This is a genomic window from Amycolatopsis sp. NPDC051373 (assembly GCF_040689465.1).
Taxonomy (GTDB): Bacteria; Actinomycetota; Actinomycetes; order Mycobacteriales; family Pseudonocardiaceae; genus Amycolatopsis.
In genome coordinates this window covers 282,472-304,133 of record NZ_JBFBAE010000011.1, presented here as the reverse complement: position 1 = coordinate 304,133, position 21,662 = coordinate 282,472, and the positions used below count along the sequence as shown (strand labels likewise).

Here is a 21,662-nt window from a genome sequence, read left to right as displayed (position 1 = left end):
CAACGATGGGGCGACACACACTGGCCGAAGAGCCGGTGCCGCACCCTCTCGATCCGCCGAAGCGCCAGCAAGGCCGCAGCGAGACGACGGGCTCACACCGGATCGTCGCCGCGAAGGCCCCGCGCCGCCGGATCGCCAAGTGGCCCATCGCGTGTGCCGGGCTCGTCGTCCTGGTCGCACTCGGCGTCTTCGGCTGGAACTGGGCCGACAGCGTGCTCAACAACCGCGCCGAGGCCCAGGCCGCCAGCTGCGGCGGGAACCGGACCACCATCAAGCTCGTCGTCACCCCGCAGATCGCGAAGCCCGTCGAGGCCGCCGCGAGCCGCTGGGACGCCGATCTGACCCCGGTGCACGGCGCCTGCTTCCAGGTCAACGTCACGACCAAGTCGTCGTCGCAGGTGCTCGACGCGCTGACGGGCAAAACCGACCTCTCGACCATCGGCGGCCTGCCCGACGGCTGGGTCCCCGAGTCGTCGTACTGGGTCACGCAGCTGACCGACGCCAAGCCCGAGCTCATCGGCTCGCCGGCGATGCCGATCGGCTCGGGTCCGCCGGCCGATTATCCGTTCGTGGGCCTCGCGGGGTCGTCCGTCGGCGGCACCACCACCGACGAGAACCAGCAGCGCGCCACGCAGAGCTTCCGCGCGTACCTCAAGGAGCCCGCCCAGCTGGCCGACTTCGCGGCCGCCGGCATCCGGGCGTCCTGAGCCGCGTCAGCCGAAAGCGCCGAAACGGCCGGTCCCGGAACTCCGGGGGCCGGCCGTTTCCGTTCGCCGGGCGGCGTGACTCAGCCGAAGGTGTCGGGGTCGGCGCCCGTACGGGTGCCGTTGTCGAGCTCGGCCAGGGCCGCGAGGTCGTCGTCGGCGAGCTCGAAGTCGAACACGGCGAAGTTCTCCCGGATCCGCGCCGTCGTCGCCGACTTCGGGATGGCGATCGTGCCCATCTGGAGGTGCCAGCGCAGCACGAGCTGGGCGGGCGTCTTGCCGTACTTGGCCGCGAGCGCCGTGATCACGCGGTCGCCCAGCAGCCGGCCCCGCGCGAGCGGGCTCCAGGCCTCCGTGGCGATGCCGTGCTCGGCGTGGAACGTGCGCAGCGGCAGCTGCTGCAGCCACGGGTGCAGCTCGACTTGGTTCACGGCCGGGACCACGTCGGTCTCGTCGAGCAGCCGGCGCAGATGCGTGATGCCGAAGTTCGACACACCGATCGCTCGCACGCGCCCGCCCTGGTAGAGCTGCTCCAGCGCCCGCCAGGTCTCCACGTAGCGGTCGCGGCGCGGCTGCGGCCAATGGATGAGGAACAGGTCGATCTGCTCCAGTCCGAGCGCGGCGGCGCTGTGGTCGAAGGCGCGCAACGCGTTGTCGTACCCGTGCTGGTCGTTCCACAGCTTCGTGGTCACGAAGAATTCGTCCCGGGGCAGGCCCGAAGCGCGGATCGCTTCGCCGACCTCGGTTTCGTTGCCGTACATCGCGGCGGTGTCGATGCTGCGGTAACCCGCTTCGATCGCGGCGCCGATCACCTTCCCGGCCTGCGCGGCGCGGACCTGGTAGACGCCGAAGCCGAGCTGCGGGATGGTGACGGAGTTGTTCAGGGTGAGCAGGGGCGGCTTGGCCATGAAGGCGGATCCTCACTGCGGTGTCCTGGGGTGACCTCTTCGATCCTTCCACTCCCCCGGCTCAAGGGCTCGTCACCCCGCCCCACGATCGAGCGGGCCGGCTCAGGCGCTCGCCTGGGCGCGCAGGTACTCGGCCGTCTCCGGGTTCGCCGGGTAGAAGGACTCGATGACCAGCTCGGCGACCGTCACGTCGAGCGGGGTGCCGAAGGTCGCGACCGTGCTGAAGAACGTGAGCTCCGTGCCGCGGTGGCGATAGCGCAGCGGGACGAAGATGTCGCCCGGCCCAGGGACCTCGACCTCGGGTACCGGCTGGTCGCACGGATACGCCCGCAGCTCCGCCAGCAGCTCGGCGAGCCCCGCGTCGGCCGTCTGCTCGACCTGGCGGCGCAGGCGGCCCAGCAGGTGGGCCCGCCACTCCCCCAGGTTCAGTACGTTCGGGGCCATGCCGTCGGGGTGCAGGGTCGCGCGCAGGACGTTCACCGGCGGTGCCAGCAGCTGTGGCGCCACGCCCTCGATGAGCACGCCGAGGCTCGTGTTGGCGTCGACGAGGTTCCAGCCGCGGTCGACCACGGCCGCGGGATACGGCTCGTGGCCGGTGAGCAGCAGCCGGACGGCGTCGCGCACAGCCGTCAGCTCCGGCGCACCCAGCTCGGTCTCGCCGTACGCGGGGGCGTAGCCGGCGGCCAGCAGCAGGCGGTTGCGTTCGCGCAGCGGCACTTCGAGGTGCTCGCCGAGGCGCAGCACCATCTCCCGGCTCGGCTTAGAGCGGCCGGTCTCGACGAAGCTCAGGTGCCGCGTGGAGATGTCCGCGGCGATCGCGAGGTCGAGCTGGCTGATGCGGCGCCGGTCGCGCCACTCCCGCAGGAGCTCGCCGACCGCGCGTCGTGCGGGGGCCTTCACCGAAGTCGTCACGCCCAAGACGCTACGGGTCCGCCCGCACTCAGGCCATTACCTCGCGGGTAATCGCCGGCGGAACGCGTGAACGGGTGCGGCCGTTACCTCCGGCGTAATCGACGAACCGCGCCGGGCCCAGCAGTGTTGGTGGCATCAGGACGGCGAACCCGTTGTCCGCCAAGCAAAGGGAGTTTCCCCGTGTCCGACGTGACGAGCACTGTCGAGCAGTACATCGCGATCTGGAACGAGACCGACGTCGAGCGCCGGCGTGCTCTCGTCGCCGAGGTTTTCACCCCCGACGCGTCCATGACCGATCCCCTGGGCTCGGTGACCGGCCACGACGGCATCGACGGGTTCATCGGCGGCGCGCAGGCGCAGTTCGCCGGGCTGACCTTCAGCCTCCCGAAGGCCCCCGACGCCCACCACGACCTCGCGCGGTTCCAGTGGTACCTCACGGCGCCGGGTGCCGACGAGCCGATCGCCATCGGGTTCGACGTCGTCGAGCTGGCCGACGGCCGGATCGCCAAGGTGCACGGGTTCCTGGACAAGATCCCGGGCTGAGGTCGTGGGGCACGAGCGCGGCGGACTCGCGATCGGGCGGGTCCGCCGTTGCTCCACAGTGGACGGCCGATGAAACGTTTACACAAGACCGCGTGCCGGCGGCGCGAAATCCGGCGGCCACACGAGGCTCGGACCCCAGTGAAGCACTGCCCGGCAATGGTGTGGAGGTCTGAACCATCCGGCCCGGACCCGATGAACACCGGGTCCGAGGCCCTCCCCACTCTGTCCGTACCCCATGGGGCGCCTGAGAGTTTCACCCGCGTGGATACCCGGGTTTGCACCGTCGGCGGAACCGGCTGGCGGTGTCCAGCGGGCCCACTTTCCAGAGGCGTCTCGTCCGCGCGGTCCAGGGTGCCTGAGAGGTTCCGGGGAGGACTTGCTCCTTCGGCGCCGAGCTCGTGGATGCCGGCTCGGTCTCTCCCGCGCGGGTTCGTCGACCGCGCGCTCAGTTTACCTTGCTCTCGCGGGCGGTGATCACCCGGTGCGGCGGGAGTTGCGGCGCTGGGTGAGTTCGTCCGGGACGACCGATTCGATCACGCCGCCGTCGGCACGTTCGGCGGGGAACTCGTGGATCGTGCCGCTGATCTCCTGCATCGCGCCGCTCACGGCGATACCGAACACGCCCTGCCCGCCCTGGAGCAGATCCACGATCTCTTCGGGCGAGGTGCACTCGTACACCGTGGTGCCGTCGGAGAACAGGGTGACCTTCGCGAGGTCGCGCACGCCGCGCACGCGCAGGTGCTCCACCGCGACCCGGATGTTCTGCAGCGAGACCCCGGTGTCCAGCAGCCGCTTCACGACCTTCAGGACGAGGATGTCCTTGAACGAGTACAGCCGCTGCGAGCCCGAACCGTGCGCGGTGCGGATGCTCGGCGCGACCAGCTTCGTCCGTGCCCAATAGTCGAGTTGGCGGTACGTGATCCCCGCGATCTGGCACGCGGCGGGACCGCGGTACCCCACGAGCTCGTCCGGAAGGGAGGAGTCGGGGAACAGCTCACCCTGCTCGCCATCGGCGGCACGAACGGGCGGCCTCTCCGGACTACCAGCCTCGACCACGCAAGCCTCCCCTCGCCCGACCTGGCGGCCGGCGAATGACAGCCGGTCGAGCCCAGGAGCGGGATCGGCCGGGGAGAACCGCCACGATCGTGCTCCGGTCGGAGAATCACATCGTGGCGATTTACCGCCTTCGACGGTAAGGCCGCGCCGCGGGCCGGTCAACGCGACGCGCGGCGCACCTCAAGCTCGTCTTGAGCCTTTGGTCCGTTCGTCGTACGGGTTTGACACTTATTACTCAGTTGAGTAACTTATTACTCATGCGAGTAAACTTCGACACGCAAGCAGAGCTCGGGCTGAGCGTCACGGAGGCGACGACCCGGGCGCAGATCATCGCGGCGACCATCGCCACGATCGCCGACCACGGCTACGCGCGCACCACCTTCGCCAAGATCAAGGAACGCGCGGGGCTGAGCAGCACGCGCATGATCTCCTACCACTTCACGAACAAGGCCGGGCTCATGCAGGCCGTGCTGAGCACGGTGTCCGAGACGAAGGCGATGTTCCTGCAGGAGCGCAGCAAGGACCTCGACCCCGGCGACCGGCCGGGCAACCTGCGGGCCCACATCGAGACGTCGGTGGCGTTCCTGCGCGACTACCCGGAATGCGTCCGGGTGCTCGCGGAGCTCTCGGCGAACGCCGACGACGCGGACGGCTGGGCGATGACCTCGGTGCTCGTGGGCCAGCTGCGGGTGGGCGGCGTGCAGCGCCAGCTCAAGCAGGGTCAGGACGGGGGGGTGTTCGGAGAGTTCTCGCCGGAGGTGATGGCGATGTCGATCGCACAGGCCATCGACGGGGTGGCAACAGCCTATGCGGCCGATCCGTCGACCGACCTTGACCGCTACGGGCGGGAAATCGCCGACCTCTTCGAGCGGGCGACCGCTCCGAAGCGGTGACAGCGCCACCCGAAAGCAAGGCGGGAACGCGGTGTGCGACCGAGTTCCCGCCGCCGGCGGCTCAGGTGTCGGCGCCGCGGAAGTCTTCGGGGGACACGGAGTCGAGGAACTCGCGGAACTTCTCGACCTCGTCCTCCTGCTCGTCCGGGATGATCAGGCCCGCCTCTTCCAGCACCGCGTCCACGGCGTGGATGGGGACCCCGATCCGCAGCGCCAGCGCGACCGAGTCGCTGGGGCGCGCGGACACCCGGATGTCGCCGTCGAAGACGAGCTCGGCGAAGAAGGTGCCTTCCTTCAGGTCCGTGATCACGACCTGCTCCAGCTCGCGGCCGAGTGCCCCGATGACCTCTTTGAGGAGGTCGTGGGTCAGTGGCCGGGCGGGTCGTACTCCCTGCTGCTCCAAGGCGATGGCGGTGGCCTCGACCGAGCCGATCCAGATCGGCAGGTAGCGCTCGCCCTCGGTTTCCCGCAGCAACAAGATCGGCTGATTGGCGGGCAGCTCCACCCGCACACCGACGACGCGCATCTCGCTCATCGGGTTTCGCCTCCCTCTCGTGCACACGGGCTGCAGCGCTCGACGTACTCGCGCCGTTGGGTCCGACGCTACCCGTCATTCGGGCGCTGTGCTCGCTAGTGGCGGACATTCTCGGTTCACTGCACCGCAAACCGTCTCTCACGGTACGGCATACGGTCCCGAACATTCAGTCATTGACATGTGACGCACACCGGTGTTCGGCCCGTTACGTCCGGTTCAACCCCCGGTGACTCCCCGGATCCCCGCTTTCACGAGGAGCGTGTGGAGCGTGACGGACAGCGCGGCGAGCTCGCGGACCACCTCGTCGGCCCTCGCTTTCGCGTCCTCGTCACGGTGGCGATACACGGGGGTCACGATCTGCTCCAGCAAGCCGACTTCGCGGTCGGCCGCGGCGCGGAAGGCACGCAGATGTCTCGGCTCGATACCGAATTCGGTCATCGCCTTCACCGTGCGCGCGATCAGCACCGCGTCGGGGCCGAAGAACCCCGCCGCGCCCGGCCGCACGAGCCCGTACTGCTGCAGCTCGGTGAGCGTCGCGGCGGTGATGCCGGCTTGCGCCAGCAGCTCCTCCTGCGTCAGCCGGATCTCGGGACCGGTCTCGAAGTCGTCGGCGTCGGGCAGCCCGCCGGCGTCGGCCGGGTCGAGCGACACCAGCCTGCGGGGCAGACGCGGAGCGGCCGCGGCGGGCTCCGCTCCGGAGTCCGCCGCGTCCAGCTGTTCCTTGATGACCTTGAGCGGGAGGTAGTGGTCCCGCTGCGCGGACAGCACAAAGCGAAGCCGCTCCACGTCCGCCGGGGCGAACTGCCGGTACCCCGAGGGCGTGCGGCCCGGCCGGACCAGGCCTTCCGCCTCGAGGAACCGGATCTTGGAGATGGTGACATCGGGGAAGTCGCCGCGCAGCTGCGCCAGGACCGCCCCGATGCTCAACCCGTCGCGCCGGGCCTCCGAACGACCGGGCTGCCCGGCCGCCGTCACTGTGCCCCCTGGCCCCCGTGCCCCGGGCCCGTCAGGAAGACGAGGCGGAACTTCCCGATCTGCACCTCGTCGCCGCCCGCCAGCACGGCCTGATCGACCGGCTCGCGGTTGACGTAGGTGCCGTTCAGGCTGCCGACGTCGATCACCACGAACTCCCCGCCTTCACGCCGGAACTCGGCGTGCCGGCGGGAAACGGTGACGTCGTCGAGAAAGATGTCGCTGTCGGGGTGCCGGCCCGCGCTGGTGGTGTCGCGGTCCAGCAGGAAGCGCGACCCCGCGTTGGGGCCCCGCTTCACGACCAGGAGGGCGGAACCCGGCGGCAGGGCGTCGACGCCCTGCACCGGTGCCTCGGCGGCCGGTGCGGACTCCTGGCCTTCGACGTCGGCCAGGAAGTCGGCCCGGAAGACAGAGGTCCGCTCCGGAGACTGCTCCGGGGGAACGCCGGGCCCGTCGTTCGTGCTCACCTGAGCTCTCCTCTACACACAATGTTGCCTATGACCAAGAACGTGTAGCTGCCAACGTACCGTGCCTGATCGGTTCGGAACCCCGGGGCTCCCCCTTGGGCGGGCGGAACCCCCGGGCCAGGCCGAACCCGACTCAGCCGGTGATGAGCGCCTGGTACGCCTCGGCTTCGAGCAGGGCGTCGAGCCCCGCGGGGTCGGTGAGGCGGATCTCCACGAGCCAGCCCTCGCCGTACGGGTCGGAGTTGATCAACTCGGGCGAATCGGAGACCGCGGCGTTCACCGCGACGATCTCGCCGTCGACCGGCGCGAACAGCTCCGAGACGCTCTTGGTGGACTCCACCTCGCCGAAGACGTCGCCCGCGTCGACGTGCTTGCCGACCTCGGGCAGGTCGACGAACACCACGTCGCCGAGCTGGTCCTGGGCGTACTCCGTGATGCCCACGCGGACCAGCGCACCCTCACGCGTGGCCACCCACTCGTGTTCTTCGGTGTAACGCAGCTCTTCTGGAGTGGTCAACGCCCCTCCCCTTCCTCGAACCGACTTCGTCGCGGGCAGTCTTCCATCACCGGCTGCGAAGCGCGCGCACTGCCTGCGCGACATAGAGCGCGCCGGACCAGACGTAGAGCACCCCGCCCCAGACCATGAAGGCGTAGGCGATCGGCCGGGCCACCACGGCCACGGTCGAGCCGCCCTGCGTGAGCAGCAGGAACGGGAAGGCGTACATGAGCACGAAGGTCGCGCCCTTGCCGATGTAGGTCACCTCGGGCGGCGCGAATCCGCTGCGGCGGAGCACGAGCACGCAGACCGCGAGCACTGCCTCGCGCAGCACGAGCGGCACGACGACCCACCACGGGATGATGTCGCGGATGAGGAACGCGACGAGGGTCGCGAGGATGTAGAGCCGGTCCGCGGCGGGGTCGAGAAGCTGGCCCAGCCGCGACATCTGGTCGAGCCAGCGGGCGAGCTTGCCGTCGAGCCAGTCGGTCAGCGCCGAGAAGACGAGCAGCGCGAGCGCCCAGCCGTCCTCCTTCGGGCCGAGCAGCAGCCAGAGGAACACGGGCACGCCCGCGAGCCGCAGCAGCGACAGGAGGTTGGGGACGTTGAACGCCTGCCGCAGCAGGGAAGGCTCCGTCTTGGGCTCGGGGACCGTGGTCACTCGCTCAGCCTAGAGGTGAGGACCGGCGCCGACGCCGGTGGTCACGCGGTCGGGTCGCGGGTTCGTGGCGCGCGACCCGACCGCGGGGCTGTGGGTGGAAAAGCCGTCGGGCATCGAAGCCGTGGGCCCTCAAGCTGTCGGCTCTCCGGCAGTGGGGCTTCGAGGTGGTCGGCCGGGAAAGCCGCGGCGGTGCTCAGCCGGCGCGGCGGTGGCTCCAGCCGCGGCGCTGCAGCTCCGCGCTGCTGAGGCGCTCGGGGCGGCCGCGGTCGTCGTTGCCGACCCAGCGGGCTCGGCCGGCTCGGCCTTCGAGGACGTACGGGCGGCCGCAGCACCACACCACGCTGCAGGGCGCGGTGGGCGGAGTGGTCTCAGTGGGCCGCTCGGACGGGTCGGTGAGGGCGGACGCTGACGGGATGGCGGGCTCGCTGGCCGTTTCGGTGGTCATGCTGTGCGGTGCTCTTGTCTCTCGGGGTCGGCGGGTGATCGGGGACGGGAACGCGCCGGGGCGCTCCTCACCTATTTCGGTCCGAGAGCGCCAGACGTTAACGTCCGCGCCGGAGATTCGTCCGATCGGTGAGCGAGCGGTTCCCGGTGTCTCACTTCGTGAACGCGATGTTAACCGTCCACAATAGACAGACTTTCGCGGGAGCCCGGCGAGGCGGAAGCCCCGGTTCCGGTAACCTCCGCCCGCCGCGCCGGGTGTCGGTGCGGGTCACGGCGCCGGCGGCGGGCCAGAATGCCGGGAAGACCTCTGGCGAAAGGACCCCGGTGCCCCCGTCGAAGCCCGCGTGGCGGCCGCTGCTCGCGGCCTGGCTCGTGCTGCCGGCGCTCGCCGCCTGTTCGGGGGAACCCGAGCCCCGGGCGGCGGTACCGCCGCCACCGTCCGCGACCACGCCCCCACCGACGACCTCGTCGGCGCACTCGGTTCCTCCCCCGCCGCCTGAAACGACACAGGCGCCGCCGAGCACGCACACTCGGGCCCCGAGCACCACGCCGGCCGTCCCGGGGTCCTGCGGCACCGTGACGGCCGCGAGCGGGCTGACCCTGTACGTGTTCGACAGCCGGGCGGGCGGGGTGCCGTGCGCCGAGGCCATGGCGCTCGTGCGCGACTTCCACGCGAAGATCGCCGGCCGGCAGGACACGGGGTCCAACGACGCCGTCAACGACACCGTGTCGGGCTGGCTGTGCACCTCCGGCCCGCCGGCGGCGCAGGGCGGCACGACGTGCAGCAAGGGCGAGCAGACGGTGTTCGCGGCCGTCGTCCCCTCGGAGTGAAGCCGAGGGGGACGACGGCCGCACGGCTCAGGCCTTGAGGTCCGGGAAGTCGTCCTCGCGGTACTCGCCCTCGGGGCGGGTGTTCTCGCGCCCGCGCAGCTCGACGCGGCGGATCTTGCCGGAGATCGTCTTCGGCAGCTCGGCGAACTCCAGGCGCCGGATCCGCTTGTACGGGGCGAGGTGCTCCCGCGCGTAGGCCAGGATCGCACGCGCGGTGTCCGCGGTGGCCTCGTGGCCCGCGGCCAGCACGACGTAGGCCTTCGGCACGGCGAGCCGGATCGGGTCCGGCGCGGGCACCACGGCGGCCTCGGCGACGGCTTCGTGCTCCAGCAGCACGCTCTCCAGCTCGAACGGCGAGATCCGGTAGTCCGACGCCTTGAACACGTCGTCGGTGCGCCCGACATAGGTGATGTAGCCGCGTTCGTCGACCGAACCGACGTCACCCGTGTGGTAGTAGCCGTCGCGGAAGGCTTCCGAGGTGCGCTCGTCGTCGTCCGCGTAGCCCGTCATCAGGCCGACCGGCCGGTGCGCGAGGTCGAGGCAGATCTCGCCTTCCGCGGCGCGCTCGCCGGTGACCGGGTCGACCAGCGCGACCACGAAGCCCGGCAGCGGCCGGCCCATCGAGCCGGGAACCACATCCTGGCCGGGAGTGTTGGCGATCTGCACGCTGCTCTCGGTCTGGCCGAACCCGTCGCGGATGGTGACGCCCCAGGCCTTCTCGATCTGCTCGATCACCTCGGGGTTGAGCGGCTCGCCGGCGCCGACCACCTTCTGCGGCGGGGTTTTCAGCGCCGTGAGGTCGGCCTGGATGAGCATGCGCCACACCGTGGGCGGCGCGCAGAAGCTCGTGACCCCGCAGCGATCCATCTGCGCCATGAGCGCCGTGGCGTCGAAGCGCGTGTAGTTGTACAGGAACACCGTGGCCTCGGCGTTCCACGGCGCGAACACGTTGCTCCACGCGTGTTTCGCCCAGCCGGGCGAGGAGATGTTCAGGTGCACGTCGCCCGGTTCGAGACCGATCCAGTACATTGTGGACAGATGCCCGACCGGGTACGACACGTGCGTGTGCTGCACGAGCTTCGGCTTCGCCGTGGTGCCCGAGGTGAAGTAGAGCAGCAGCGGGTCGCCCGCGGCCGTCACGCCTTCGGGGGTGAAACCGGCCGGCTCGGCGTACGCGGTGGCATAGGCGTGCCAGCCCTCGACCGGCTCGCCGACGGCGATGCGCGTGTAGTCGCCCGCCACGTCGGCGAACTTCGGCGCGTCGGCCGAGCGCACCACCACGTGCTTGGCCTTGCCGCGCTCCACGCGGTCGACGAGGTCGGCCGGGCCGAGCAGCGTCGAGGCCGGGATGATCACGGCGCCGAGCTTGATCGCGGCGAGGATCGTCTCCCACAACTCGCCCTGGTTGCCCAGCATGAGAATCAGCCGGTCGCCGCGCGAGACGCCGAGGCGGCGCAGCCACGTGGCGACCTGGTCCGAGCGGGCGGCCATCTCCGGGTAGGTCCAGCGGTTCTCGGTACCGTCCTCCTCGACGATCCAGAGCGCGTACCGCTGCGCGTTCGCCGGGTCGCGGGCCACCACGTCGAACCAGTCGAGGGCCCAGTTGAACTCCGCGGGCTGCGGCCACGCGAACCCCCGGACGGCGGTGTCGTAGTCCTCGCGGTGGGACTGGAGGTAGTCCCGCGCCTCCCGAAAGACCTGGTGGGCCTCGCCGGCCCGCTGGTTCCCCGAAGCGCCATTGCTCACGTCGTGCTCCCTCGTGCTCGCGTACGTGCCTGTTCTACTCGCCCTTGAACTCGGGCGCGCGGCGCTCCATGAACGCCTGCACGGCCTCGGCGAGGTCCTTGCTCGGGAGGAACGCGGAGTTCCACGCCGCGACGTACCGCAGGCCCTCGGCGACCTGGCGCTCGGTGTTGGCGGCGAGCACCTGCTTGGTGCCCTGCACGACCAGCGGCGGGTTCGCCGCGATCTCGGCGGCGAGCTTGCGGGCCTCGGCCAGCAGTGTGTCGGAGTCGGGGTAGACGTCGTTGACCAGGCCGATCTTCTCGGCGCGCGCAGCGTCGACGTCCTTGCCTGTCAGGGCGAGCTCGCGCACGTGGCCCTCGCCGACGATCGTGGCCAGCCGTTGCAGGCTGCCGAGGTCGGCGACGATCGCGACCTTCACCTCGCGCACGCTGAACTTCGCGTCGGCGCTGGCCAGGCGCACGTCGGCGGCGCTGATCACGTCGACGCCGCCGCCGATGCACCAGCCGGACACGGCGGCGATCACGGGCTTGCGGCACTCGGCGATCGAGCTCACGGACTCCTGCAGGCGGCGGACCTCGCGGTGGAAGTCCGTGCGCGGGCCGGCCAGCGCGTCGCCGGCGAGCATCGGGGCCCAGCCGCCCATCATCGCAGGCAGGTCGAGGCCGTAGGAGAAGTTCGTGCCGCTGCCGGTGAGCACGATCGCGCGCACGCGCGGGTCGGCGTCGAGGGCGGCGAAGACCAGCGGCAGCTCGCGCCAGAAGTCGGGGCCCATGGCGTTGCCCTTCGCCGGGCCGAGCAGGGTGACTTCGGCGACGTGGCCGTCGAGGTCGACCTTCAGCGAGACGAGCTCGGGCAGGGAGTCGGCAGGTGCGGTCATGCCTGTCATCTTGAACCATCCGGTTGACGCTGTGCCAATTCGGTCGCGGGATGCTTTCCTGGGAGGGGCACGAGAGATCGAAGCGGCCCTCGACCACGAGAGGAAGGTGGCGCATGGCCCCGGCCCCTGTTCTTGCCGTCGACGACCTGCCGGCGGATCCCCCGCCGGCGCGCCGCTCGCGTCCGATCGAGCTGTCCGGCTCGTTCACCTGCGACGGCCACCGCCTGGCCTATACCGAGTACGGCTCGGGCGAGCGCGTGGTGGTCCTGATGCACGGCATCATGTTCACCCGCCGCATGCACGCGCCCCTGGCCCGCCGGCTCGCCCGCTCGGGCTTCCGCGTGATCACCCTCGACCTGCTGGGCCACGGCGAGTCCGACCGGCCGACCGAGTCGTGGCGCTACTCGATGCCGGCGTTCGGGGAGCAGGCCGTGGCGCTGCTCGACCACCTCGGCCTGGACGAAGCCGTGCTCGGCGGGACGTCGCTCGGCGCGAACGTGGCGCTCGAGGTGGCGGTCGCGCAGCCGTCCCGCGCCCGCGGGCTGGTCGTGGAGATGCCAGTGCTGGACAACGCGATCGTCGCCGGGCTGCTCACGTTCGCCCCGCTGCTGTTCGCCGCGCGCTTCCTGCCCGTGACCGTGCGCGGAGTCGCGCTGGCCGCCAACCTCGTGCCCCACGGCAGCCAGTGGGTCGACGTCGTCACCGACACCCTGACCCAGCAGCCCGAGCCGATGGCCGCGCTCCTGCACGGCGTGCTGTTCGGCCGCATCGCGCCGCCGAAGTCGGTGCGCCGGGCCATCACCACGCCCGCGCTGGTGATCGGCCACGAAGGCGACCCGATCCACCCCTTCGGCGACGCCGACACCCTGGCCGCCGACATGCCCGGTGCGGAGTTCGTCCAGGCGCGCAGCCCGGTCGAGCTCCGCTCCGACCCGAAGCGCCTGACCTCGGCGATCACCGACTTCGCCGAGCGCTGCTACGAAAGCTGACCCGGCCTGGTCACTTCGCGAGGCCGGCCACCGGGCCGAACACGATCACCGCCGGCGGGCGGACACCCGCGGCGGCCGCTTCGCCGGCCACCTTCCCCAGCGTGGAGCGCAGAGTGCGCTGCGTGCGCATGGTGCCGTCTTCGACGATGGCGACCGGCGTGTCGGCCGGGCGGCCGCCGTCCAGCAGCGCCGACGCGAACTGGGGCAGGCGTTCGACGCCCATCATCAGCACGATCGTGCCGCGCAGGCCGGCCAGCAGGGACCAGTCGACCAGCGAGCGCGGGTCGCCGGGGGCGACGTGGCCCGAGACGACCACGACCTCGTGGGCGACGCCGCGGTGGGTGACCGGCACGTCGGCCACGGCGGGGACCGCGAACGCACTCGTGATACCCGGGACCATGGTCACCGGCACGCCCGCCTCGGCGCAGGCCAGGACCTCCTCGAACCCGCGACCGAACAGGTAGGGGTCGCCACCCTTGAGCCGGACGACGAACTTCCCCTCCTTGGCCTTCTCGATCAGCGTGCTGTTGATCACGTCTTGGCTCGCGGCGCGGCCGTACGGGATCTTCGCCGCGTCGACGACCTCGACCTCGGGCGCGAGCTCGTCCAGCAGCTCGCGCGGCGCGAGCCGGTCGACGACCACCACGTCGGCGCGCGAGAGCAGCCGGCGGCCGCGGACGGTGATCAGGTCCGGGTCGCCCGGACCGCCGCCGACCAGGGCGACGCCCGGCAGCTCGGTATCGGTGTCTCGCGGCGCGCGGCCGCCGGCAGCATCCTTGACGGTGCCGGCGTGCAGGGCGTCGAGGATGCTGTCGCGCACGGCGGCCGAGCGCAGCGGCTCACCGCCGGACAGGACGCCGAACAGCAGCCCGCCGTGGCGGCCCGAAGCCGGGGTCACGGCGCTGCCGGACTCCCCCTCGTCGGCACGCACGCAGAACACGCGCTCGCGTTCGGCCTCGGCGCACACCGCGGCATTGACCTCGGGGTCGTCGGTGCAGGCGAGCGCGTACCAGGCGTCGGCGAGGTCGCCCTCGGCGTAGCGGCGCTCGTGCCAGACCAGCTCGCCCGCGTCGGCCATCGCGCTGACCGACGGCGTGGTGTGGGGCGAGACCAGCTCCACCCGCGCGCCCGCGCGGATGAGCCGCGGGAGGCGGCGCTGGGCGACCGAGCCGCCCCCGACCATCACGACGCGGCGGCCGGCGAGCTGGAGTCCGGAGAGGTAGTGCGGGTCGTCCATAGCCCGAAAGTCTGCCTGCCCGGCCCGCTCAGCTCTGCAGCAGGGCCAGCAGCCCGGTGTTGCCGAACATCGTCGCCGCCTCGACCGCGGACGGCGTGCCCGCCCGCGGGTCGGCACCACCCGCCACAGCGCCTTCACGACCTCGAGCTCGTCCTTGAACACGGCGCCGGCGAGCGGGCTCTGGCCCCGGTCGTTGACCCGGTTCGGATCCGCGCCGCGCGCGAGCAGCGCGGCCACCGTCTCCGCGTGCCCGTGGTAGGCGGCGAGCATCACCAGGGTGTCGCCGCGGTCGTTGGTGAGGTTCGCGGGAATGCCGGCCTCGACGTAGGCGGCGAGGCGCTCCGTGTCGCCCTCACGCGCCATGGTGAACACGCGGGCCCACAGGTCGAGCTCCTCGTCCGACGGCGTCCCGGAAGCCATGCGCCGAGTCTGGCACGCCGGCTCCCGGGACGCCGGGCGGTCAACCCCGGGCGGAGTTCGGGTAGGGCAGCAGAGCCATCTCCCGCGCGTTCTTGATGGCCGAGGCCACCTGCTTCTGCTGCTTAGGCGTCAGCCCCGTCACGCGGCGGGCGCGGATCTTGCCGCGGTCGGAGATGAAGGTCCGCAGCAGGTCGATGTCCTTCCAGTCGACGGCCGTGATCCCGCGCGCGTGCAACGGGTTCGCCCGCTTGCGCGGCACGCGTTCGTGCTTCGGCATGCGGCTCACCAGCTCGACTTCGAGACGCCGGGCAGCTCGCCGTTGTGCGCCATCTGCCGCATCCGCACGCGCGACAGGCCGAACTTGCGCAGGTACCCGCGCGGGCGGCCGTCGGCGGTGTCGCGGTTGCGGATGCGCGTGGCGCTCGCGTCGCGCGGCATGCGCTGCAACGCCACCACCGCGTCGGCCTTGTCCTGCGCCGACGAGCGCGGCGAGGCGATCACGGCCTTGAGCGCCCGGCGCTTCTCGACGTAGCGGGCGGCGATCACCTTCCGCTGCTCGTTCTTCGCGATCTTCGACTTCTTCGCCATCAGCGCTCTTCCTTGAACTCGACGTGCTTGCGCACCACCGGGTCGTACTTGCGCAGGACCATCCGGTCGGGGTCGTTGCGCCGGTTCTTCTTCGTGACGTACGTGTAGCCGGTGCCCGCGGTGGAGCGCAGCTTGATGATCGGCCGGACGTCGGTGCTCTTCGCCATCTAGATCTTCACCCCCTTCGCGGCCAGTTCCGCGACGACCGCGTCGATCCCGCGCTTGTCGATCGTCTTCATGCCCTTCGCCGACACCTTGAGCCGCACGGTCCGGCCGAGGCTCGGCACGAAGTAGCGGCGGGACTGCAGGTTCGGCTCCCAGCGCCGTGACGTGCGGCGGTGCGAGTGCGAGACCTGCTTGCCGTAGCCCGGCTTGCGGCCGGTGACCTGGCACACGGCTGACACGGACCCTCCCGAGTTGATAGTGATATTCGTTTTCAATTACGCTGGCCACCGTACCCCGTCCCGTCGACTGGAGCTTCAGTGACCCCACACCCGCGTGTCCCGCTCGTGCTCGTCAGCGGGCTCGCCGCCGAAGGCAACGACGAGCTCGCCGAACTGCTGCGCCGCGCCGGCCCCGGCGTCGCCGTGGTCCACCACGACCTGCGGCAGATCGGCAGCGGTGTCGTCCGCAGGCGGATCCGCCTCGGCCCCCGCGACCAGCTCACCGCACTGGAACTGGCCCACGGCTGTGTGAACTGCACGCTGCGCGAAGACCTCCTGCCGCTGCTGCGCCGGCTCGCCCGGTTGCCGGAGGTGGACCGGATCGTGCTGCGCCTCGACGAGGCCATGGAACCCGAGCCCGTGAGCTGGGCGATCGCCAACGTGCTGGTCGGCGACCGGCCCGTGAGCGACGACGTCGAGATCGAGGCCGTGTTCACCACCGTCGACCGCGCCGCCTGGCTCGCCGACGCCTCCGGCGACGAACTGCTCCTGGAACGCGGCCTGCTGGGCAGCCCCGAGGACGACCGGAGCGTCGCGCAGGTCGCGCTCGCGCAGGTGGAGTTCGCCGACGTGCTGGTGCTCGCGGGCGAAGTGCCCGACGCGTGGTGCGCCGCGAAGACCGCGGCCGTGCTCGACCGCGTCGCACCGTCGGTCCCGCGGGTCGTCCTGAAGGGCGCGAACGCCGGGCTGCTGTTCGCCGCCGTGCCCGCGCAATCGCGGCGCGGCGAGGTGGTCGACCTGCACGGCGCGCTCCTGCGGGGCCAGCCGCCGCTGCACGCCGACTGCGGGATCGAGGTGCTCACCTTCACCTCGCAGCGGCCGTTCCACCCCGAGCGCCTGCACGAGGCGATCGACACGCTGCTGGGCGGCGTGATCCGCACCCGCGGCCGCGCGTGGGTCGCGAGCCAGCCCGACATCGCGTTCTGGCTCGAGTCGGCGGGCGGCGGCCTCGCGATCGGGCACGCCGGGCCGTGGCTGGCCTCGCCCGACGGCCCGGACTGGGCCGAGGTCTCCCCCGAACGCCGCACGCTCGCGTCGCTGCGCTGGCACCCGGTGCACGGCGACCGCGCGCAGGAGCTCGTGGTCGTCACGGATCTGGTGCCGCCGAAGGAAATCGAGGACGCGCTGCACGCCGCGCTGCTGACCGACGCCGAGCTGGCCGAGGGGGAAGCTGCCTGGCGCAGCTACCCCGACCCGTTCGGCGAGTGGCACGAAGACCCGTGCGAGGCCACCGAAACCGACGACGAAGACGAAGAGCGGCACGTCAACGCCGCGAACCGAAAGGAAGAACCGCAGTGAAACCCGGCATCCACCCCGACTACCACCCGGTGGTGTTTCGCGACTCGTCCACGGGCGACGCGTTCCTCACCCGCTCCACCGCCACGTCCGAGCGGACGATCGAGTGGAGGGACGGCAACACTTACCCGCTCGTGGTCGTGGACATCAGCTCGTGGTCGCACCCGTTCTGGACCGGCAACCAGCGGATCGTCGACTCCGCGGGCCAGGTCGAGAAGTTCCACCGCCGTTACGGCCGTCGCGAGAAGGGCGGTGCGCGCTGATGGCCGCGCCGAAGCGGAAGAAGTCACGCAGCAACACCCGCGCCCGCCGTGCGCAATGGAAGGCCGCGGTGCCCGACCTGGTGCCGATCACGGTCGACGGCGAGCGCAAGCTCGTGCCGCGCCGCCTGATCAAGCACTTCCAGCGGCTCGACCGGTGAGCGTACCCGTCACCGTCCTGTCGGGGTTCCTCGGCGCGGGCAAGACGACGCTGCTCAACCACATCCTCGCCAACCGCGAAGGCCTGCGGGTGGCGGTGATCGTGAACGACATGAGCGAGGTCAACATCGATGCGGCCCTCGTGCGCGACAGCGTCTCCCGCACCGAGGAGCGCCTGGTCGAGCTGACCAACGGGTGCATCTGCTGCACCCTGCGCGAGGACCTGCTCGACGAGGTCACGCGCCTGACGGCGGAAGGACGGTTCGACCACCTGCTCATCGAGTCGAGCGGGATCTCCGAGCCGATGCCGGTCGCCGCCACGTTCTCCTTCCCCGGCGACGTCGGCACACCGGCGCTCTCCGGGGCCCGGCTGGACACGATGGTGACCGTGGTCGACGCCGTGAACTTCGGCCGTGAGCTGGCCGGTGGCGACTCGCTGGCCGAACGCCGCCTCGACCAGTACGAGGGCGACGAGCGCACGGTCAGCGACCTGCTCGTGGACCAGGTCGAGTTCGCCGACGTGCTGCTGCTGAACAAAACCGACCTCGTCTCCCCCGCCGAGGCCGACCGGCTGGTGGCGGCGCTGCGCCGGCTCAACCCGGGCGCCGACGTGGTGACGGCGCAGTTCGGCCGGGTGCCGCTCGGGCGGGTGGTCGGCACCGGCCGCCACGACCCGCTGCGGGCGCAGCAGGCCCCGGGCTGGGTCGCGGAGCTCAACGGCGACCACGTGCCGGAGACCGAGGAGTACGGCATCTCCAGCGTCGTGTTCCGCGCCACCCGGGCGTTCGACCCGGCGCCGCTGTGGGACTTCGTCACGACCCGCCTCGACTCGGGCGAGTTCGGCACGGTGTTGCGCTCCAAGGGGTTCTTCACGCTCGCGTCGCGACCGGGCGTGCTCGGCCTGTGGTCGCAGGCGGGCTCGGTGGCGCGGTTCGAACCGCAGGGCGTGACCGACGCGCCGCGGCAGGAGCTGGTCTTCATCGGCGTCGGGCTCGCCGGCGGCCCGCTGCTGGCCGCGCTCGAGGCGTGCCTGACCAACGAGCCGGTGACGGCTGATCCCTTCCCCGGATGGGAGCCCGTGCACGTCCACTGAGGACAGACGCACCGAAGGCCGCGCGACCTGGATCACAACGGTCGCGCGGCCTTCGTGTTCCCGGGAGTTCCTTGATCGTTCACCGCCCGCGTCATCATGCGGATCACGCTCGGTCCACGCCGGACACACCACGTCTGAACTGGGCGATTCGGTGGGGTTAGGGGTGTTTCGCGAAGGTTGATCAATCCAGGTTTATCAGTCTAGGTTGACTAATGTGCCGGATCGGATCACCAAAGATCTCGTGGAGGCCGCCGCCGACCTGAGGGTCGCGCTCGGGCGGCTGGTGCGGCGGATGCGGCAGGGCTACGTGGCGGGCGAGGCCACGCTCTCGGAAAGCTCCGTGCTCTCACGGCTCGACCGCGACGGGCCCTCGACGCCCGGCTACCTGGCGAGCAGGAGCGGGTGAAGCCGCAGGCCATGGGCGCGACCCTGGCCGGGCTCGTCGAACGCGGGCTCGTGAGCCGAAGCCCCGACGCCGCCGACGGCCGCCGCGTCCTGATGGCCGTGACCGCGACCGGCCGGAAGCTCCTGACCGACCGGCGCTCCCTGAGCACCCAGCGCGTCGCCCAAGCCCTCGCCGGCGGCTTCAGCGCCGAGGAACGCCGCCGACTACTCGAGGTGATCCCGTTGCTCGAACGCCTGGCAGACCAACTGTGACAACCACAACCACCAGCCGCGGAGACCGCTACAAGTGGGTCGCGCTCTCCAACACCACCCTCGGCGTGCTCATGTCGGCGCTCGACGGGTCGATCGTGATCATCTCGCTGCCCGCGATCTTCCGCGGCATCGGGCTCGACCCGCTCGCGCCGGGCAACATCGGCTACCTGCTCTGGATGATCCTGGGCTACCTGCTGGTGTCGGCGGTGCTCGTGGTCACGCTCGGGCGCCTCGGCGACATGTTCGGCCGCGTGAAGATGTACAACGTCGGGTTCGTGATCTTCAGTGTCGCCTCGGTGGCGCTGTCGTTCGACCCGTTCCACGGCGGGCGGGGCGCGCTGTGGCTGATCGGCTGGCGCATCGTCCAAGCCGTCGGCGGGTCCATGCTCACGGCCAACTCCGCGGCGATCCTCACCGACGCGTTCCCACGCGAGCAACGCGGTATGGCGCTCGGCATCAACCAGATCACGGCGCTGGCCGGGCAGTTCCTCGGTCTCGTCGCGGGCGGCCTGCTCGCGGAGATCGACTGGCGCGCGGTGTTCTGGGTGAGCGTGCCGTTCGGCATCCTCGGCACGGTGTGGTCGATCCGCAGCCTGCGCGAGATCGGCAAGCCGCGCCGGGCGCGCGTCGACTGGGGCGGCAACGTCACTTTCGCCCTCGGCACCGGTGTGCTGCTCGCCGCGATCACCTACGGCATCCAGCCCTACGGCGGGGCGGCCACCGGCTGGGGCAGCCCGTGGGTGCTGGGCGGCATCGGCACCGGAGTGCTGCTGCTCATCGCGTTCGGCGTGATCGAGACACGCGTGAAGGAACCGATGTTCCAGCTCTCGCTGTTCCGGATCCGGGCCTTCACCGCGGGCAACCTCGCGGTGCTGCTCACGTCGATCGCGCGCGGCGGGCTGCAGTTCATGCTGATCATCTGGCTGCAGGGCATCTGGCTGCCGCTGCACGGGTACGAGTACGAGAAAACCCCGCTGTGGGCCGGGATCTACTTGCTGCCGCTCACGGTCGGGTTCCTCATCGCCGGCCCGATGTCGGGCTACCTGTCCGACCGGTTCGGCGCGCGGCTGTTCTCCACCGGCGGGCTCGTGCTCGTCGCCGGGTCGTTCCTCGGCCTGCTGGCGCTGCCGGTCGACTTCTCCTACCCCGTGTTCGCGCTGCTGCTCGTGATCAGCGGGATCGGGCAGGGGATGTTCTCGGCGCCCAACACCTCGGCGATCATGAGCAGCGTCGCCGACCACCAGCGCGGCGTCGCGTCGGGCATGCGCTCGACGTTCCAGAACTCCGGCACCGCGCTGTCGATCGGCGTGTTCTTCTCGCTGATGATCGCGGGCCTGGCCGGCTCGCTGCCCGCCACACTCACCAGCGGGCTGCAGGCCCACGGCGTGCCCGCCGACGTGGCGGCGAACGTCGCCCAGCTGCCGCCCGTGAGCACACTGTTCGCGGCGTTCCTCGGCAGCAACCCGGTGGCGCACCTGCTCGGTCCGGGTGTCCTTTCCGGACTGTCGCCGAGCGACTCGGCGGCGCTGACCGGCAAGGAGTTCTTCCCGCAGCTCATCTCCGGCCCGTTCCACAACGGACTGGTCACGGTCTTCACGGCGGCCGCCGTGATGGCGCTCGTCGCGGGCCTCGCCTCGGTGTCGCGCGGCAAGCGCTACTTCCACCCCGACCTCGCCCCGCGCGCGGGCGAGCAACGAAGCACCCCGGACAAGGAGAACGGATGAACGACACGCTCACCGCCGGCACCGTCACGATCACCGGCCACGGCGGTGACGAGATCGAGGCGTACCTGGCGCGCCCGCTCGACCCCGCTCCGCGCGGCGGCGTCGTGGTGATCCACCACATGCCCGGCTACGACCCGGCGACCAAGGAGATGGTGCGCCGCTTCGCCGCCGAGGGTTTCGCGGCGCTGTGCCCGAACCTGTACTCGCGCGAGGCGCCGGGCGCGAGCCCGGACGACGCCGCCGCGACCGTCCGCGCCAACGGCGGCGTGCCCGACGAGCGCCTCGTCGGCGACGTCGAAGGTGCGGCCGCGTACCTCAAGGCGCTGGACGGCGCCAACGGCAAGATCGGCGTGATCGGCCACTGCTCCGGCGGCCGCCAGACATTCCTCGTCGCGTGCTCGACCCAGGTCGACGCGGCGGTGGACTGCTACGGCGCGTTCGTGGTGAACGAGCCGCCGGCCGGCATGCCCGCGTCGATGAAGCCGCTGCTGGGCCTCGCGCCGCAGCTGTCGGCCCCGCTGCTCGGCATCTTCGGCGCCGACGACCAGTACCCCGCCCCCGAGGAGACCGCGAAGCTCGCCGCCGAGCTCGACCGCCTCGGCAAGGAGCACGAGTTCCACACCTACACCGGCGCCGGCCACGCGTTCTTCGCCGTCGACCGCCCGAGCTACCGACCGGAGGCCGCCGTGGACGGCTGGGCCAAGATCCTCGACTTCTACGGCCGGCACCTCGCGGCCTGATTCCGCTTCGC

Annotated in this window: 29 protein-coding genes, 1 pseudogene and 1 riboswitch; of the genes and pseudogenes, 13 read left to right on the top strand and 17 right to left on the bottom strand. The window is 71.2% G+C overall.

Annotation, left to right across the window (positions count from 1 at the left end; translation table 11 throughout):
* Positions 1-5 precede the first annotated feature (5 nt).
* Complete coding sequence (locus tag AB0383_RS22705; RefSeq protein ID WP_366188442.1) at positions 6-707, top strand: hypothetical protein; 702 nt, start codon at positions 6-8, stop codon at positions 705-707.
* An 80-nt stretch (positions 708-787) separates the two neighbouring features.
* Here the strand turns inward: AB0383_RS22705 and AB0383_RS22700 are convergent, their stop codons facing one another.
* Both AB0383_RS22700 and AB0383_RS22695 read right to left on the bottom strand, forming a co-directional pair.
* Entirely contained in the window at positions 788-1,612 is an 825-nt protein-coding gene (locus AB0383_RS22700; RefSeq protein WP_366188441.1) for an aldo/keto reductase, read from the bottom strand.
* Between the two features lie 102 nt (positions 1,613-1,714).
* On the bottom strand, positions 1,715-2,524 hold the full coding sequence (locus tag AB0383_RS22695; RefSeq protein ID WP_366188440.1) for a helix-turn-helix transcriptional regulator: 810 nt from the start codon (positions 2,522-2,524) through the stop codon (positions 1,715-1,717).
* A gap of 180 nt (positions 2,525-2,704) precedes the next feature.
* Between AB0383_RS22695 and AB0383_RS22690 the strand changes: the two genes are divergently transcribed.
* A complete protein-coding gene (locus tag AB0383_RS22690) occupies positions 2,705-3,067 on the top strand; it encodes a nuclear transport factor 2 family protein (protein ID WP_366188439.1) in 363 nt (120 codons plus the stop codon).
* Positions 3,068-3,399: 332 nt separating this feature from the next.
* A riboswitch (glycine riboswitch) is annotated at positions 3,400-3,500 on the bottom strand.
* 41 nt (positions 3,501-3,541) lie between these two features.
* On the opposite strand, the gene AB0383_RS22685 is transcribed toward AB0383_RS22690, so the two are convergent.
* The gene (locus AB0383_RS22685; RefSeq protein WP_364170783.1) at positions 3,542-4,123 is read right to left on the bottom strand and encodes a MerR family transcriptional regulator; all 582 of its coding nucleotides are present in this window, start codon (positions 4,121-4,123) and stop codon (positions 3,542-3,544) included.
* A 257-nt stretch (positions 4,124-4,380) separates the two neighbouring features.
* Between AB0383_RS22685 and AB0383_RS22680 the strand changes: the two genes are divergently transcribed.
* Entirely contained in the window at positions 4,381-5,016 is a 636-nt protein-coding gene (locus AB0383_RS22680; protein ID WP_366188438.1) for a TetR/AcrR family transcriptional regulator, read from the top strand.
* Positions 5,017-5,077: 61 nt separating this feature from the next.
* Here the strand turns inward: AB0383_RS22680 and AB0383_RS22675 are convergent, their stop codons facing one another.
* From AB0383_RS22675 to AB0383_RS22650, 6 genes are all read right to left on the bottom strand, one after another.
* Complete coding sequence (locus tag AB0383_RS22675) at positions 5,078-5,551, bottom strand: bifunctional nuclease family protein (RefSeq protein ID WP_009078856.1); 474 nt, start codon at positions 5,549-5,551, stop codon at positions 5,078-5,080.
* A gap of 216 nt (positions 5,552-5,767) precedes the next feature.
* Positions 5,768-6,526: a MerR family transcriptional regulator gene (locus AB0383_RS22670; protein ID WP_364170786.1), complete on the bottom strand. Its 759-nt coding sequence runs from the start codon at positions 6,524-6,526 to the stop codon at positions 5,768-5,770.
* Positions 6,523-6,990 carry a glycogen accumulation regulator GarA gene (gene garA / locus AB0383_RS22665; protein WP_033287853.1) on the bottom strand — a complete coding sequence of 156 codons (468 nt, stop codon included), beginning with the start codon at positions 6,988-6,990 and terminating at the stop codon, positions 6,523-6,525. Before garA ends, AB0383_RS22670 begins: the two co-directional genes overlap by 4 nt.
* Positions 6,991-7,123: 133 nt before the next feature.
* Positions 7,124-7,507, bottom strand: a complete 384-nt coding sequence (gene gcvH / locus AB0383_RS22660; protein WP_364170788.1) for a glycine cleavage system protein GcvH — start codon at positions 7,505-7,507, stop codon at positions 7,124-7,126.
* A 46-nt stretch (positions 7,508-7,553) separates the two neighbouring features.
* Positions 7,554-8,147, bottom strand: a complete 594-nt coding sequence (locus AB0383_RS22655) for a CDP-alcohol phosphatidyltransferase family protein (RefSeq protein WP_364170790.1) — start codon at positions 8,145-8,147, stop codon at positions 7,554-7,556.
* Positions 8,148-8,340: 193 nt separating this feature from the next.
* The gene (locus AB0383_RS22650) at positions 8,341-8,592 is read right to left on the bottom strand and encodes a hypothetical protein (protein WP_220240887.1); all 252 of its coding nucleotides are present in this window, start codon (positions 8,590-8,592) and stop codon (positions 8,341-8,343) included.
* Positions 8,593-8,915: 323 nt separating this feature from the next.
* Between AB0383_RS22650 and AB0383_RS22645 the strand changes: the two genes are divergently transcribed.
* Complete coding sequence (locus AB0383_RS22645) at positions 8,916-9,422, top strand: hypothetical protein (RefSeq protein ID WP_364170792.1); 507 nt, start codon at positions 8,916-8,918, stop codon at positions 9,420-9,422.
* A 27-nt stretch (positions 9,423-9,449) separates the two neighbouring features.
* Here AB0383_RS22645 and AB0383_RS22640 read toward each other — a convergent pair whose 3' ends face one another.
* Both AB0383_RS22640 and AB0383_RS22635 read right to left on the bottom strand, forming a co-directional pair.
* Positions 9,450-11,168 (bottom strand): AMP-binding protein, encoded by a 1,719-nt coding sequence (locus AB0383_RS22640; RefSeq protein WP_364170794.1) that lies wholly within the window; start codon positions 11,166-11,168, stop codon positions 9,450-9,452.
* Positions 11,169-11,202: 34 nt separating this feature from the next.
* Positions 11,203-12,045 carry a crotonase/enoyl-CoA hydratase family protein gene (locus AB0383_RS22635; protein ID WP_364170796.1) on the bottom strand — a complete coding sequence of 281 codons (843 nt, stop codon included), beginning with the start codon at positions 12,043-12,045 and terminating at the stop codon, positions 11,203-11,205.
* 113 nt (positions 12,046-12,158) lie between these two features.
* Here AB0383_RS22635 and AB0383_RS22630 point away from each other — a divergent pair, with 113 nt between their 5' ends.
* Positions 12,159-13,034, top strand: a complete 876-nt coding sequence (locus AB0383_RS22630; RefSeq protein WP_364170799.1) for an alpha/beta fold hydrolase — start codon at positions 12,159-12,161, stop codon at positions 13,032-13,034.
* A 10-nt stretch (positions 13,035-13,044) separates the two neighbouring features.
* Here the strand turns inward: AB0383_RS22630 and cobA are convergent, their stop codons facing one another.
* The 6 genes and pseudogenes from cobA to rpmB all read right to left on the bottom strand — a co-directional run bounded on the left by cobA (position 13,045) and on the right by rpmB (position 15,683).
* The gene (gene cobA / locus AB0383_RS22625) at positions 13,045-14,271 is read right to left on the bottom strand and encodes a uroporphyrinogen-III C-methyltransferase (RefSeq protein ID WP_364170801.1); all 1,227 of its coding nucleotides are present in this window, start codon (positions 14,269-14,271) and stop codon (positions 13,045-13,047) included.
* Positions 14,272-14,299: 28 nt separating this feature from the next.
* Positions 14,300-14,691: pseudogene (locus AB0383_RS22620) on the bottom strand (ankyrin repeat domain-containing protein).
* 40 nt (positions 14,692-14,731) lie between these two features.
* On the bottom strand, positions 14,732-14,968 hold the full coding sequence (gene rpsR / locus AB0383_RS22615) for a 30S ribosomal protein S18 (protein ID WP_364170803.1): 237 nt from the start codon (positions 14,966-14,968) through the stop codon (positions 14,732-14,734).
* A 5-nt stretch (positions 14,969-14,973) separates the two neighbouring features.
* Positions 14,974-15,279, bottom strand: coding sequence for a 30S ribosomal protein S14 (gene rpsN, locus AB0383_RS22610; protein WP_364170805.1), 306 nt, complete (start codon positions 15,277-15,279; stop codon positions 14,974-14,976).
* On the bottom strand, positions 15,279-15,446 hold the full coding sequence (rpmG, locus tag AB0383_RS22605; RefSeq protein WP_220240903.1) for a 50S ribosomal protein L33: 168 nt from the start codon (positions 15,444-15,446) through the stop codon (positions 15,279-15,281). The genes rpsN and rpmG overlap by 1 nt, the downstream gene beginning before the upstream one ends.
* Positions 15,447-15,683 (bottom strand): 50S ribosomal protein L28, encoded by a 237-nt coding sequence (rpmB, locus tag AB0383_RS22600; protein ID WP_364170808.1) that lies wholly within the window; start codon positions 15,681-15,683, stop codon positions 15,447-15,449.
* Between the two features lie 78 nt (positions 15,684-15,761).
* Between rpmB and AB0383_RS22595 the strand changes: the two genes are divergently transcribed.
* The 8 genes from AB0383_RS22595 to AB0383_RS22560 all read left to right on the top strand — a co-directional run bounded on the left by AB0383_RS22595 (position 15,762) and on the right by AB0383_RS22560 (position 21,651).
* Entirely contained in the window at positions 15,762-17,021 is a 1,260-nt protein-coding gene (locus AB0383_RS22595) for a GTP-binding protein (RefSeq protein ID WP_364170810.1), read from the top strand.
* On the top strand, positions 17,018-17,281 hold the full coding sequence (locus AB0383_RS22590) for a type B 50S ribosomal protein L31 (protein ID WP_364170812.1): 264 nt from the start codon (positions 17,018-17,020) through the stop codon (positions 17,279-17,281). The genes AB0383_RS22595 and AB0383_RS22590 overlap by 4 nt, the downstream gene beginning before the upstream one ends.
* Entirely contained in the window at positions 17,281-17,439 is a 159-nt protein-coding gene (rpmF, locus tag AB0383_RS22585; protein WP_364170814.1) for a 50S ribosomal protein L32, read from the top strand. The genes AB0383_RS22590 and rpmF overlap by 1 nt, the downstream gene beginning before the upstream one ends.
* Complete coding sequence (locus AB0383_RS22580; RefSeq protein ID WP_364170816.1) at positions 17,436-18,530, top strand: GTP-binding protein; 1,095 nt, start codon at positions 17,436-17,438, stop codon at positions 18,528-18,530. The genes rpmF and AB0383_RS22580 overlap by 4 nt, the downstream gene beginning before the upstream one ends.
* Before the next feature lie 214 nt (positions 18,531-18,744).
* Positions 18,745-18,936 carry a hypothetical protein gene (locus tag AB0383_RS22575; protein ID WP_364170818.1) on the top strand — a complete coding sequence of 64 codons (192 nt, stop codon included), beginning with the start codon at positions 18,745-18,747 and terminating at the stop codon, positions 18,934-18,936.
* Positions 18,933-19,187, top strand: a complete 255-nt coding sequence (locus tag AB0383_RS22570) for a MarR family winged helix-turn-helix transcriptional regulator (RefSeq protein ID WP_364170820.1) — start codon at positions 18,933-18,935, stop codon at positions 19,185-19,187. Before AB0383_RS22575 ends, AB0383_RS22570 begins: the two co-directional genes overlap by 4 nt.
* Positions 19,184-20,911 (top strand): MFS transporter, encoded by a 1,728-nt coding sequence (locus AB0383_RS22565; RefSeq protein WP_364170822.1) that lies wholly within the window; start codon positions 19,184-19,186, stop codon positions 20,909-20,911. The genes AB0383_RS22570 and AB0383_RS22565 overlap by 4 nt, the downstream gene beginning before the upstream one ends.
* Positions 20,908-21,651, top strand: a complete 744-nt coding sequence (locus AB0383_RS22560; protein ID WP_364170824.1) for a dienelactone hydrolase family protein — start codon at positions 20,908-20,910, stop codon at positions 21,649-21,651. Before AB0383_RS22565 ends, AB0383_RS22560 begins: the two co-directional genes overlap by 4 nt.
* Positions 21,652-21,662 lie beyond the last annotated feature (11 nt).

Coding starts and splice junctions, on each gene's coding strand:
- AB0383_RS22700 (WP_366188441.1), bottom strand. CDS start 1,612: ATGGCCAAGCCGCCCCTGCTCACCCTGAACAACTCCGTCACCATCCCG.
- AB0383_RS22675 (WP_009078856.1), bottom strand. CDS start 5,551: ATGAGCGAGATGCGCGTCGTCGGTGTGCGGGTGGAGCTGCCCGCCAAT.
- AB0383_RS22635 (WP_364170796.1), bottom strand. CDS start 12,045: ATGACCGCACCTGCCGACTCCCTGCCCGAGCTCGTCTCGCTGAAGGTC.
- cobA (WP_364170801.1), bottom strand. CDS start 14,271: ATGGACGACCCGCACTACCTCTCCGGACTCCAGCTCGCCGGCCGCCGC.
- AB0383_RS22680 (WP_366188438.1), top strand. CDS start 4,381: ATGCGAGTAAACTTCGACACGCAAGCAGAGCTCGGGCTGAGCGTCACG.
- rpmG (WP_220240903.1), bottom strand. CDS start 15,446: ATGGCGAAGAGCACCGACGTCCGGCCGATCATCAAGCTGCGCTCCACC.
- AB0383_RS22560 (WP_364170824.1), top strand. CDS start 20,908: ATGAACGACACGCTCACCGCCGGCACCGTCACGATCACCGGCCACGGC.
- AB0383_RS22705 (WP_366188442.1), top strand. CDS start 6: ATGGGGCGACACACACTGGCCGAAGAGCCGGTGCCGCACCCTCTCGAT.
- AB0383_RS22630 (WP_364170799.1), top strand. CDS start 12,159: ATGGCCCCGGCCCCTGTTCTTGCCGTCGACGACCTGCCGGCGGATCCC.
- rpmF (WP_364170814.1), top strand. CDS start 17,281: ATGGCCGCGCCGAAGCGGAAGAAGTCACGCAGCAACACCCGCGCCCGC.
- AB0383_RS22650 (WP_220240887.1), bottom strand. CDS start 8,592: ATGACCACCGAAACGGCCAGCGAGCCCGCCATCCCGTCAGCGTCCGCC.
- rpsR (WP_364170803.1), bottom strand. CDS start 14,968: ATGCCGAAGCACGAACGCGTGCCGCGCAAGCGGGCGAACCCGTTGCAC.
- rpsN (WP_364170805.1), bottom strand. CDS start 15,279: ATGGCGAAGAAGTCGAAGATCGCGAAGAACGAGCAGCGGAAGGTGATC.